The following is a 12,917-nucleotide window of genomic DNA, read 5'->3' as shown; positions in this document are numbered from 1 at the left end:
GGACATAGCTATGCCAAAACGCCTGTTACTGCCCCTGTGCGCCCTACTCAGCACCCCGCTCCTGGCCGCCGAACTGCAGCTCAGCGTGGAAATCCCGCGCCTGCAGGTGGCTGAATACCACCGCCCCTATGTGGCGATCTGGCTGGAGCAACCGGATCAGAAGCACGTCGCCAACCTGTCGGTGTGGTACGACCAGAAGCTCAAGGACAAAGAAGGCGAAAAATGGCTCAAGGACATGCGCCAGTGGTGGCGCAAGAGCGGCCGCAGCCTGGAGATGCCCGTCGATGGCGTCAGCGGGGCTACTCGCGCCGTGGGCAGCCACAGCCTGACCTTCTCCAGCAGCCAGCCGCCCCTGCAGGCACTCGCCGCCGGTGACTACCAACTGGTGGTCGAAGCCGTCCGTGAAGTCGGCGGCCGCGAACTGCTGCGTCTGCCTTTCAGCTGGCCGCCGCAACAGGCTGCCGAGCTTAACGCTCAAGGCGCAACCGAGCTGGGCAAGGTCACGCTTCAGCTGACCCCTTGACCCCAGCCAGTAATGAACCCCGCTTATTCACTGCTCAGCTATTCAATAAGGAAACTCGCCATGCACCCACTCGTAAAATGGACCGCCCTGACCCTGGCCATCTGCCTACCGCTGTCCGCCCAGGCCCACCGTGCCTGGATGCTGCCTTCAGCCACCGTGCTGTCCGGTGAAGACCCGTGGGTTACCGTGGACGCCGCCGTGTCCAACGACCTGTTCTACTTCGAGCACTTCCCGATCCGCATCCAGGGCATCGGCAACCTCGACACCAGCCCAGTCGGCGGCCCACCCGGCATGCGCCCACGCCCGGCAGCCGTGCTGCAACTGTTCGCCCCGGATGGCAGCGCCGCCAAAGCCGAGAACGGTAACCTCGGCCGTTACCGCAGCAGCTTCGACCTGCACCTGACCCAGAAAGGCACCTACAAACTGGCCATCGCCAATAACGGCCTGGCCGCTCGCTACAAAGAAAACGGCGAGATGCGCCGCTGGATGGGCAGCGCAGCCGACTTCGCCAAGCAGGTACCGGCCAACGCCGAAGAACTCCAGGTCAGCCAGAACAGCAGCCGCATGGAAGTCTTCGTCACCTCCGGCAACCCCAGCGAGACCGTGCTGAAAACCACCGGCGTTGGCTTGGAGCTGGCCCCGATCACCCACCCCAATGACCTGTTCGCCGGTGAAGCGGCCGAGTTCAACCTGCTGCTCGATGGCAAGCCGGCCGCCGGTGTTGAAGTCAGCGTGATCCCGGGTGGCAACCGTTACCGCGATCAGTTGGGCGAAATCAAAACTACCAGCGACGCCAACGGCAAGATCAGCATCACCTGGCCGAACGCCGGCATGTACTGGCTGGAAGCCGAGCTGAGCAGCAAGGACGGCGTCACGGCACCGGCCACCGAGCGCCGCGCCTCCTACAGCGCCACCCTGGAAGTGCTGGCCCCGTAACTCCACACGCACGGCGCTCACGTAGGGTGCGCCGTGCGCACCGCGCTCGGACGACTTGGCTAGCCCGCCCCGTGGATTGCGGTTCGCTGATCGTGCAGGCGTTAACCGCAACATCAGGACATCGCCATTTGAATGCCCCACACCCCTGGCTGCGCGCAGCCAGCAACTTCTGGCCTCTGTGCGCCAGCCTGCTGCTGGCGGGCGGATTGCTGTGGCTGCACCCGCCACGGGAGATCAGCGCATTACTAATCGGCCTCGGTTACCTGGGCCTGTGCCTGCACTACTGGCGGCAGCAGCGCACGCCCAAGGGGGATGCGCACAACCCGCCGAACGCACTGTTAATCGCCTACGCCAGCCAAGGCGGACAAGCGCAGCAAGTGGCCGAACAGAGCCGCGCCCAATTGGCCGCCGCAGGCCTGACAGTGCAGTGCCTGCCCCTCAACCAACTGAGCGTCGAGCGCCTGCGCCAGAGCACGCGGGTAATCTTTGTGGTCAGCACCTACGGCGAAGGCGAAGCACCGGATAACGCTGCCCGTTTCGAGCAGCAACTGCAGGCTCAGCAGCAGCGCCTGCACAACCTGCAGTACGCCATCCTGGCCCTTGGTGACAGCCATTACCGGCAGTTCTGCGCGTTCGGCAAGCGCCTCGACAGCCGCCTGCGCGCCCTGCACGCCCAACCGCTGTTCGACCTGCTGCAGCTGGACCGTGGCGCGCCCGCCACCCTGCGCCACTGGCAGCAGCAACTGGGCCACCTGAGCGGCGACAGCGACTTCGTCGACTGGCAACCCGCGCACTATCAACCCTGGCAACTGCAGCGCCGCACCCACCTCAATCCTGGCAGCCGTGGCGGCCCCCTCTATCACCTGAGCCTGCGCAACCTGAATGGCGAGGCACCCTGGCAGGCTGGCGATCTCGTCGAGATCGGCCCGCGCCAACCGCCAGCGCGGGTAAATGCCTGGTTGCAGCGCTACGACCTGAACCCAGCCACACCGCTGAGCGATGGCCAGCTCCTGGGCGAGGCACTGAGCCGACGCCAGCTGCCGGATACGCCCACCATGGCCAGCAACCTGACGCCGGAGCAGTTGCTGGCGAACCTGACACCGTTGCCCCACCGCGCGTACTCCATCGCCTCGAGCAGTGCCTGCGGCCAGCTTGACCTGCTGGTGCGCCAGCAATACCAAGCCGAGGGCAGACCGGGCCTGGGCTCGGGCTGGCTCTGCCAATACGCCTCGCTGGGCGGCAGCATCGACCTGCGCATCCGTAGCAACCCGGCGTTTCATGGCCCGGCAACTCCGGCGCCGCTGATCCTGATCGGCAGCGGCAGCGGCATGGCCGGGCTGCGCGCCCACCTGCTCGAACGCCAGCACCTGGGCCAGCCCGGCCATTGGCTGCTGTTCGGTGAACGCAATGCCACCTGCGACAACTGGCTAGGCGCCGAGCTACAAGGCTGGCTGAATAGCGGCCACCTGACCCGCCTCGACCGCGCCTTCTCCCGCGACCAGGCGCAGCCCGTATACGTGCAGCACCTGCTGCGTGACGCCGCCGACGAACTGCGCACCTGGCTGGCGCGCGGGGCTTGCTTGCTGGTGTGCGGCAGCCTCGAAGGCATGGGCCGCGAGGTCGACGCCATGCTCCACGGCCTGCTCGGCCGCGAGCATCTTGACGCGCTAAGGAGCAGCGGCCGCTACCGCCGCGACCTGTACTGAAAGGCAGCGCGAAACACTCACCTACGCTGGCCGCGGCCAAGCACCAACGTGAGGGGACAGCCTCGCTGACGGCGCGCAATGTGCTCACACGCGTCGACGGCCCTGGCCTGTACCCGCCGCAACTGCAGAACACATGACCCCAAAAACACAAAACCCTGCCGAAGCAGGGTTTTGTCAGTAACAGCCTGGCTACTTACAGGTAGTAAGCCTTCAGCGGCGGGAAGCCGTTGAATTCCACCGCGCTGTAGCTGGTGGTGTAGGCGCCGGTGGACAACCAGTACAGGCGGTCACCGCTGGCCAGGTTGAGCGGCAGGCCGTACTTGTAGTTCTCGTACATGATGTCGGCGCTGTCGCAGGTCGGCCCGGCGATAACCACTTCTTCCATCTCGCCCTTTTTCTCGGTCCAGATCGGGAACTTGATCGCCTCGTCCATGGTTTCGATCAGGCCGCTGAACTTGCCCACATCGACATACACCCAGCGCTCTACGGCGGTACGCGACTTGCGCGCCACCAGCACCACTTCACTGACCAGAATACCGGCGTTGGAGATCAGCGAGCGGCCCGGCTCGAGGATGATTTCTGGCAGGTCGTCGCCGAAGTCGTCCTTGAGGAAGCGGATGATTTCTTCAGCATAGGTTTCCAGGCTGTTGGTGCGGGTGATGTAGTTGGCCGGGAAGCCGCCACCCATGTTGATCATCTGCAGGACGATGCCGTCTTCTTCCTTGAGGCGCTCGAAGATCACCTTGACCTTGGCAATGGCCGCGTCCCACACGCCGATGTCGCGCTGCTGCGAGCCAACGTGGAAAGACACGCCGTAAGGCACCAGGCCCAACTGGCGGGCAAGGATCAACAGATCCATGGCCATGTCGGTCTGGCAGCCAAACTTGCGCGACAACGGCCAATCAGCGGTGGTCGAACCCTCGGTGAGGATGCGCACATAGACTTTCGAGCCTGGTGCGGCCTTGGCGATATTGCGCAGGTCGGCTTCCGAGTCGGTGGCGAACATGCGCACACCCTTCTCGTAGAAGTAGCGAATGTCCCTGGCTTTCTTGATGGTGTTGCCGTAGCTGATACGTTCCGGGCCAACGCCACAGCTCATCACCCGATCCAGTTCATAGATCGAGGCGATGTCGAAGTTCGAACCCTTGTCCTTGAGCAGCTCGATGATCTCGACCGCCGGGTTGGCTTTCACTGCGTAATAAACGCTGGCGAACTCGAAACCTGCGCGCAGATCATCGTAAGCCTTGCTGATGGTCGCGGTATCGATCACCACGAATGGGGTTTCGTGCTGATCGGCGAAGGCCTTCATTTTCTGAAAGGTGGCGGGTGCGTAGTAATCGTCGAGCTTGATCGGCATGCGTGGGACTCCAAATGGCAAAAACACACAAAGATGAATGAGGGGTTGGCTTTGTCAGCAAAGCCGCGAACGCCTGATCAGTTTCCCCACTTTGGTTCGCCTACTTCCCAAGGCTATGTCGCCGAGAATCCAACAGGATCTCTCGTCGTCAGTACTTGAGCCGGATGGATCGTTGCCAGCATGGACGTTCGGGCGCGGACTTTAAGACCATGGGGAGCTTAGATCAATCAAAAACTGTCGTATTCAGCCTACGTTTTATCGACGAACTGACAGGCTGTTGAGGATTCAAAACAAGGCGTCACAAAATGCTGAACAAAGCCCGGCAAACAGCGCTTTTTCCAGGCAAATGACAGGTCGCCGCGCTGAGGGCCGTTTGCCGTTATAATCGCTCCCTTTTTTGACAGACCGACTATCAGTCGACGGGTTCCCCCAGCATGAGCAAGCAGGCCGCCGAAGTCGCCAAAAGGCGCACATTCGCCATCATTTCCCACCCCGATGCCGGTAAAACCACGATTACCGAGAAACTCTTGCTGATGGGCAAGGCGATTGCCATCGCCGGCACGGTGAAGTCGCGTAAGTCCGACCGCCATGCCACCAGCGACTGGATGGAGATGGAAAAGCAGCGCGGTATCTCCATCACCACCTCAGTGATGCAGTTCCCCTACCGCGAGCACATGATCAACCTGCTCGACACCCCCGGCCACGAAGACTTCTCGGAAGACACCTACCGCACCCTGACTGCGGTGGACAGCGCGCTGATGGTGCTCGACGGTGGTAAAGGCGTTGAGCCACGCACCATCGCCCTGATGGACGTCTGCCGGCTGCGCGACACGCCGATCATCAGCTTCATCAACAAGCTCGACCGCGACATCCGCGACCCGATCGAACTGCTCGACGAGATCGAAGCAGTGCTGAAGATCAAGGCCGCGCCGATCACCTGGCCGATCGGTTGCTACCGCGACTTCAAGGGTGTGTACCACCTGGCCGACGACTACATCATCGTCTACACCGCCGGTCACGGCCACGAACGCACCGATGTAAAGATCATCGAGAAGCTTGATTCCGACGAAGCCCGCGCCCACCTGGGTGACGAATACGAGCGCTTTGTCGAACAACTGGAACTGGTGCAAGGCGCCTGCCACGAGTTCGACCAGGACGAGTTCCTCAATGGCCAATTGACGCCGGTGTTCTTCGGCACCGCCTTGGGCAACTTTGGCGTCGACCATGTGCTCGATGCAGTGGTCAACTGGGCACCCAAGCCGCTGGCGCGGGTGGCCAACGAGCGCACCGTAGAACCGGTGGAAGAGAAATTCAGCGGCTTCGTGTTCAAGATCCAGGCAAACATGGACCCCAAGCACCGCGACCGCATTGCCTTTATGCGCATCTGCTCCGGCAAGTACAGCCAGGGCATGAAGATGCGCCACGTGCGCCTGGGCAAGGACGTACGCATCGGCGACGCCCTGACCTTCTTCTCCAGCGAGCGCGAGATGCTGGTCGAGGCCTACGCCGGCGACATCATCGGCCTGCACAACCACGGCACTATCCAGATCGGCGACACCTTCACTGAAGGCGAGGCTCTGGGCTTCACCGGCATCCCGCACTTCGCCCCGGAACTGTTCCGCCGCGTACGCCTGAAAGACCCGCTGAAATCCAAGCAGCTGCGCCAAGGCCTGCAGCAACTGGCCGAAGAAGGCGCGACCCAGGTGTTCTTCCCCGAGCGCAGCAACGACATCATCCTCGGCGCGGTCGGCGTGCTGCAGTTCGATGTGGTCGCCAGCCGCCTGAAAGAGGAATACAAGGTCGAGTGCGCCTACGAGCCGATCACCGTCTGGTCGGCGCGCTGGATCGACTGCAGCGACAAGAAGAAGCTCGAGGAATTCTCCAACAAAGCCGTGGAAAACCTCGCCATCGACGGCGGCGGCCACCTCACCTACCTGGCCCCAACCCGGGTCAACCTGGCGCTGATGGAAGAGCGCTGGCCAGATGTGAAGTTCCGCGCGACGCGCGAGCATCATTGATCGGCGACCGCTGGTGAAAGCCAACCCTCACCCCAGCCCTCTCCCTAAAAAGGAGAGGGTGCTGATCGGCGGTGACGGAAAGATCAAGGTTAGCAGGCACACACCGATCGGCTCTACGGCGATGGTGCCAGGCCAAGGCCAACAGACAGACTGCAATTATCGGCTTCACACGGTCGGCTCCCTCTACCCTCCGGGGAGAGGGCTGGGGTGAGGGGCAGCGATCCCGGCCTGACGCAAAATCTCGGCCAGTACCTCAGGCATCTGCGCCAAAACCTCCCGGTTACTGAAGCGCAGCACCCGCACCCCATACCTTTCCAGATAGCGACTGCGCTCGGCATCCTTGTGCAACGCCTCATCACTAAAATGCTGCCCACCATCCAGCTCGACCGCCAGGCCCAGTTCTGCGCAGTAGAAATCCAGCACATACGGCGGCAAGGGATATTGCCGACGAAACTTGAAACCGCCGAGCTGGCGATTTCTCAGATGTTGCCAGAGCAACCGTTCGCAGTCGGTCTGGTCACGTCGCAACTGCTTGGCAAACTCACGCTGCTCTGTCGTGGGCCGCTGGGGGACATCGGACATGCTTCACCTCCGTGTGAAATTCGCCCCTCACCCCAGAACTGGGTATGCCACGATTCGCAGTGCGCCGCTGCTCCCGTAGGAGGGGACTTGTCCGCGAGCAGATATGCCGCGACTCACGACTCGCAACCCCCGATTCGCGGCCAAGGCCCCTCCTACAATGCGGTTGTGATCTTGTGCCGGAAAATCTTGTACCGGAAAATATAGGCGAGCAATCATTTGCTGACACACCCCCTACGCCTTCTCCCCCGTCACCACCAGCTCCACCGCCGCGCCTTTTTTGATTACGGCATACACCACACCGGTCAACACACTGCCGGCCACTATCGCCAGCAAATACAGCAACGCGTAGTTGATCGCATTGGGGATCAGCAGCACGAACAGGCCGCCGTGCGGGGCCATCAGTTTGCAGCCGAGGTACATCGACAGGGCGCCGGTCAGGGCGCCGCCGGCGATGCTGGCCGGGATCACTCGGAACGGGTCCTTGGCGGCGAAAGGGATTGCCCCTTCGGAGATAAAGCACAGCCCTAGCACGCCAGCCGCCTTGCCGGCTTCGCGTTCGCTCTGGGCGAACTTGTGCCGGGCAATCAGCGTGGCGATGGCCATGCCGATCGGCGGCACCATGCCGGCGGCCATCACTGCGGCCATCGGCGCGTAGCTCTGCGAGGCGAGCAGGCCGACCGAGAAGGCGTAGGCGGCCTTGTTGATCGGCCCGCCGAGGTCGACGCACATCATGCCGCCGAGCAGCAGACCGAGCAGGATCGCGTTGGTGCTGCCCATGCTGTCGAGAAAGCTGGTCAAGCCGGCGAGCATGCCGGCCACCGGTTTGCCCACCACGTAGATCATCACCATCCCGGTGAACAGGCTGGCCAGCAGCGGGATGATCAGGATCGGTTTCAGGGCCTCGATGCTGGCCGGCAACTGCACCCAGCGGGCGATGGCCTTGGCCGCGTAACCGGCGAGGAAACCGGCGATGATGCCGCCAATAAAGCCAGCGCCCAGCGAGCTGGCAAGCAGGCCGCCGATCATTCCCGGCGCCAGGCCGGGGCGGTCGGCAATCGAATAAGCGATGTAGCCGGCCAGCACCGGCACCATCAGTTTGAATGCGCTCTCGCCGCCGATCTGCATCAGCGCGGCAGCCAGGCTGCCCTCCTCCTTGAAGGCCTCGATGCCAAAGATGAATGACAGGGCGATCATCAGGCCGCCGGCCACCACCATCGGCAACATAAACGAAACGCCGGTGAGCAGGTGTTTGTAAGGCCCGGTCTGGCCGGATTGGGCGGCCTCGCTCTGGCTACCGCCGCTAAGGGGCTGCGCCTCGGTCAGGGCGCGTTCGATCGTCTGGCGGGGCTGTTTGAGGGCCACCCCGGTGCCGCAGCGAAACACCTTCTTGCCGGCGAAGCGGGCGGTCTCCACCTCGATATCGGTGGCCAGCAGCACCACATCGGCGGCGGCGATGGCGGCGGCGTCCAGCACGTTGCGCGCGCCAACCGAGCCACGGGTTTCCACCTGCAGGTCGTAGCCGAGTTGCGCGGCCGCCTGCTGCAGGGCCTCGGCGGCCATAAAGGTATGCGCCACCCCGGTCGGGCAGGCAGTCACCGCGACCAGGCGCGGCCGGGCCGGCGCCGCAGCGAGCGCGGGCGCATCCTGCTGCAGGATCTCGGCGTGTTCGGCGGCGGCAAGCAGGAACTGCTGCGGATCGACCAGCGCTTCGGCCGGAGTGGACTGCACCAGGCGTTTGCCGACAAAGCGTTGCAGCGCCAAGTCGCCGGTCTTGACCACCACCACCAGTTCGGCGGCGGCGATGTCCGCCTCGCTCAGTGGCGAGCCGATGGCCTTGGGGTCATGCACCTCGACCTGGCTCGCCCAGCCCAGGCGCTGGGCAGCAGCTTGCAACAGGCGCGAACAGAGCACGCTGGTAACCATGCCATTGGGGCAGGCGGTGACAATCAGCAGATTCATGGAAATGACCTCATTATTGTTTTAGTTCAGGGATGCGATGGTCACGCCGGCTTCCAGGCGCGCCAGTTGTTCCCTGTCGTGAATACCGAAACCGAGCTGGGTGACCGCCTGCGCGGCAATTGCGGTGGCCAGACGCAAGGTGCGCTCAGCCGGCCAACCGGCCAGCAGGCCGTGTAACGTGGCAGCGAGCAGCGAGTCGCCGGCGCCCACGGTACTGAGCACCGCGACCTGCGGCGGCCGCGCCTGCAACGCGATGTCCGGGCCGAACCAGAACACGCCCTCGGCGCCGCGCGACAGCAGCACATGCTCGACGCCTTGGGTACGCAGACGCAGTGCCGCCGCTTGCAGATCGGCCACGCAGGACGGTGACACGCCACAGGCGTCGGCCAGTTCCTCCTCGTTGGGTTTGATCAGCCACGGCGCCACGGCCAGCCCGGCGCGCAACGCGGCGCCGCTGCTGTCCAGCGCCAGCGGCAAGCCGAATGCCTGCAACCGGCGCAGCAGGCCGGTGAACCATGCGGGACTGACGCCCTGCGGCAGGCTACCGGCGACCACGATGGCATCATGGCCGGCCACGATCTGTTCCAGCGCCTCGAGCAGCTCGGTCTGATGGCTCGCCTCGACCTGCGGTCCCGGACCGTTGAGGTCGGTGATCCGCCCGCTGCGTTCGGCCAGCTTGATATTGCTGCGGGTTTCGCCAGGCACGCGGACGAAGGCGTCGACAAAACCACGGCGTGCGAACAGCGCCTCGAAAGGCGCCGCATTGGCCAGCCCAAGAAAACCGCTAACGGTGACCTTGTGCCCGAGGTCGGCGAGCACCTGGGCCACGTTCAAGCCCTTGCCAGCGGCATGACTGCTCAGCCCCAGGCTGCGATTGACGGCGCCCGCCTGCAAAGTATCGAGCGACACCGTCAGGTCCAGCGCCGGATTGAGGGTCAGCGTCAGAATGCGTGCCATCAGCCGATCTCCTCCACCAGGGCGCGCACTGCCGCGGCGCTATCCAGACCGAGGGCCTGCTGGGCCAGCAACTGGCTCTGGCTGAAGTCCAGCTCACGCACCCGCGCTTTGACCAGCGCGATGCTGCGCGCCGAGACGCTCAACTCGTCCACCCCCAGGCCGACCAACAAGGGCACCGCGAGCATGTCGCTGGCCAGCTCGCCGCACACCCCGACCCACTTGCCGTGGGCATGGGCGGCCTCGACGGTCATGCCGATCAGGCGCAATACCGACGGGTGCAGGCCATCGGCCTGGGCCGACAGGGTCGGGTGGTCGCGGTCGATGGCCAGGGTGTACTGGGTCAGGTCGTTGGTGCCGATGCTGAAGAAGTCCACCTCGCGCGCCAGCACCGGTGCCAGCAGCGCCGCCGACGGCACCTCGACCATGATCCCCAGTTGCAGGTCGGCCAGCGGCATTTCTTCACGCAAGCGCAGCGCCATATCCCGCGCGGTGCGCCACTCCTCGACGCAGCAAACCATCGGGAACATGATCCGCAGCGGCCGTCCGTCGGCGGCGGCGAGCAAGGCGCGCAGCTGGGTTTCGAGAATTTCCGGGCGCTGCAGGCTGAGGCGGATACCGCGCATGCCCAGGAATGGGTTCACCTCCGCCGGCATCGGCCAGTAAGGCAGCGGCTTGTCGCCACCGACATCCAGGGTGCGCACCACCAGCGGTCGTCCATCGAGGGCATCCAGCACGCGGCGGTACTCGGCTTCCTGGGTGGCCTGGTTCGGCGCCTGGGCGTGATCCATGAACACCAACTCAGTGCGCAACAAGCCGACCGCCTCGCCGCCCGCCTCCACCGCCGCGGCGGTTTCAGCGCTGGCGCCGATATTAGCCGCCACCTCCAGACGATGACCGTCGCGGGTCACGGCCGGCTGCATGCGCTCGGCATGGGCGCGCTCGCGGCGAATCTCGCTGGCCTCGCGCTGGCGCATCGCCTGCTCCAGGGTCTGCTGATCGGGCGCCACGCGGAGCAGACCATGATCGCCATCGAGCAACAGCACAGTGCCCTGAGCCAACGCCAGCACCGCAGCACCAGCGCCCACCACCGCCGGGATACCCAGCGCGCGGGCGATAATTGCACTGTGCGCGGTGGCGCCACCGCGAGCGGTGAGGATGCCAGCGACGCGCTGGCGATTGAGGCTGGCGACATCCGAAGGCGCCACTTCGTCCATCACCAGAATGTAGGGTTCGTCCGGTTCGCGCAGCGCCTCGACGCCACACAACCGGGCCAGCACGCGACGGCCAATGTCGCGCAGGTCAGCGGCGCGCTCGGCCAGCAGCGCATCATGCAAGGCTTCCTGCTGGGCGGCGGCCGTCTCGATCTCGCCAGCCCAGGCCGCCTCGGCGCTAAGCCCCTGGTCAAGCCGCACGGCCACGTCATCACCCAGGGCCGGGTCACGCAGCATCGCCTGGTGAGTAATGAAAATCTCGCGGATATTGGCTTCGGCCGTGGCCTCGACCAAACGCTGGATGTCGGTGTTTACCTGCTCCAGCGCCGCGCTCAAACGCTGCCGCTCCAGGGCCGCACCCTGGCCTTGTTGCGGGTAATCCAGCACTGGCGGCACCCGTACCAGCGCCGGACCGATGGCGATACCCGGTGCAGCTGCAACCGCCTGCAACCGCGCCCCGGCAGCCGGCGCCTGTAGCGTGGGCGCCGCGCTGAGCGTTGCCGCAACGCTGACCGGCAACGCAGCCTCGGCCAGCGACAAGGGTTCGATGCTTTCCCCCAGGCCCGCCAACACGGCGGCTTCCAGGGCCGGCAGGACTTCGCCGGCAATCGCCGGCTCGGCGCTGAACTGCAACGTCTGACCACGCCGCGCGCCCAGCGCCAGCAGCTTGCTCAGGCTCTTGACCGACACCCCGGCCCCCACCTCGCCCGCCAGGCGCACGCGCACCTCGCCGGCAAAAGCCAGGGCAATTTCGCTCAAGGCCTTGGCCGGGCGCGCGTGCAGACCATGGGTATTGGCCAGCACCACAGAACACATCGGCCAATCGGCGGGCACCTCACCGCCCAGGGCCTCAAGCACGCTGCGGCTGCTGGTCGCCTGGCTGAAGGCCGACGCACGCCCCTCGATCAGCAGATCGCACAACCGCTCGAGGAGTTGCCGATGGGCCTCGCCCAGGCTGGCCAGGCAGAACAGGCCGGTCAATGGCTGCCCCTGATACTCCAGCGGCTGCGCCGGGGTGACAAACGCCAGACCCGGGCTGAGCACCGCCTGATCGCTGTGCAACCACCACAGGCCATTGCCCAGCGGCAGCGGCTGGCCCAAAGCCAGGCTGTTGGCGAAGCCCGAATCGGCGCAACCGGCCTTCTTCAGCAGGCGGGCGCCCTGCCAGAGCAGCTCGTCGAAATCCTCGACCGCCACGCCCAGGCCGATCAATTGACTGTCCAGCGCCAGCTCCTGCGGCGCACCTTGCAGCAGCGCAACTATCGCCGCAGGCTCCAGGGCCACGCGCAACGCCGGGGCGAGATCGCCTTCACCGAGGGCGCGGGTCAGCAGCTGCAGCAAACGCAGGTGCTCATCGGAACGGGCGGCGATGGCAATCGCCAGGTAGACCATCTGCCCATTGCCCCAGTCCACCCCCTCGGGGAACTGAATCAGGCGCACGCCGGTGCGATACACCTGATCGCGGGTTTCGGGCGTGCCATGGGGAATCGCGATGCCCTGGCCCAGGTAGGTCGAACCCTGCGCTTCGCGCGCCTGCATGCCGGCGAGATAACCGGGAGTCACCAGATCATCGGCGATCAGGCAATCAGCAAGCAGCGCCAGCGCCGCCTGTTTATCCGGGGCACTGCGGCCCATCTGGATCTGCGTGACATTCAACTCAAGCATTGA

Annotated in this window: 9 protein-coding genes; 4 read left to right on the top strand and 5 right to left on the bottom strand. The window is 64.7% G+C overall.

Translation table 11 applies throughout. The features are described 5' to 3' along the window. Window positions 1-10 precede the first annotated feature (10 nt). From Q8K09_RS10825 to Q8K09_RS10815, 3 genes are all read left to right on the top strand, one after another. Entirely contained in the window at window positions 11-523 is a 513-nt protein-coding gene (locus Q8K09_RS10825) for a DUF2271 domain-containing protein (protein WP_305254975.1), read from the top strand. A 60-nt stretch (window positions 524-583) separates the two neighbouring features. Continuing rightward, window positions 584-1,459 (top strand): DUF4198 domain-containing protein, encoded by an 876-nt coding sequence (locus Q8K09_RS10820; RefSeq protein WP_305254973.1) that lies wholly within the window; start codon window positions 584-586, stop codon window positions 1,457-1,459. A gap of 128 nt (window positions 1,460-1,587) precedes the next feature. Next, on the top strand, window positions 1,588-3,165 hold the full coding sequence (locus tag Q8K09_RS10815; protein ID WP_305254972.1) for a sulfite reductase flavoprotein subunit alpha: 1,578 nt from the start codon (window positions 1,588-1,590) through the stop codon (window positions 3,163-3,165). A 193-nt stretch (window positions 3,166-3,358) separates the two neighbouring features. Here Q8K09_RS10815 and Q8K09_RS10810 read toward each other — a convergent pair whose 3' ends face one another. Next, on the bottom strand, window positions 3,359-4,522 hold the full coding sequence (locus Q8K09_RS10810; protein WP_305254971.1) for a type III PLP-dependent enzyme: 1,164 nt from the start codon (window positions 4,520-4,522) through the stop codon (window positions 3,359-3,361). Between the two features lie 434 nt (window positions 4,523-4,956). Between Q8K09_RS10810 and Q8K09_RS10805 the strand changes: the two genes are divergently transcribed. Next, the gene (locus tag Q8K09_RS10805) at window positions 4,957-6,540 is read left to right on the top strand and encodes a peptide chain release factor 3 (RefSeq protein ID WP_305254970.1); all 1,584 of its coding nucleotides are present in this window, start codon (window positions 4,957-4,959) and stop codon (window positions 6,538-6,540) included. Between the two features lie 183 nt (window positions 6,541-6,723). Here the strand turns inward: Q8K09_RS10805 and Q8K09_RS10800 are convergent, their stop codons facing one another. From Q8K09_RS10800 to ptsP, 4 genes are all read right to left on the bottom strand, one after another. Next, window positions 6,724-7,122, bottom strand: coding sequence for an endonuclease domain-containing protein (locus tag Q8K09_RS10800; protein WP_305254969.1), 399 nt, complete (start codon window positions 7,120-7,122; stop codon window positions 6,724-6,726). Between the two features lie 231 nt (window positions 7,123-7,353). Then, window positions 7,354-9,081: a fructose-specific PTS transporter subunit EIIC gene (locus Q8K09_RS10795; RefSeq protein ID WP_305254968.1), complete on the bottom strand. Its 1,728-nt coding sequence runs from the start codon at window positions 9,079-9,081 to the stop codon at window positions 7,354-7,356. A 21-nt stretch (window positions 9,082-9,102) separates the two neighbouring features. Then, window positions 9,103-10,038, bottom strand: coding sequence for a 1-phosphofructokinase (pfkB, locus tag Q8K09_RS10790; protein WP_305254967.1), 936 nt, complete (start codon window positions 10,036-10,038; stop codon window positions 9,103-9,105). Continuing rightward, window positions 10,038-12,914, bottom strand: a complete 2,877-nt coding sequence (gene ptsP, locus Q8K09_RS10785; protein ID WP_305254966.1) for a phosphoenolpyruvate--protein phosphotransferase — start codon at window positions 12,912-12,914, stop codon at window positions 10,038-10,040. Before ptsP ends, pfkB begins: the two co-directional genes overlap by 1 nt. Window positions 12,915-12,917 lie beyond the last annotated feature (3 nt).

Origin of the sequence: Pseudomonas sp. (assembly GCF_030683065.1) — a bacterium.
GTDB lineage: Bacteria > Pseudomonadota > Gammaproteobacteria > Pseudomonadales > Pseudomonadaceae > Aquipseudomonas.
Note: the sequence above shows the minus strand (reverse complement) of the source record. Positions and strands in the feature narration are given on the sequence as shown.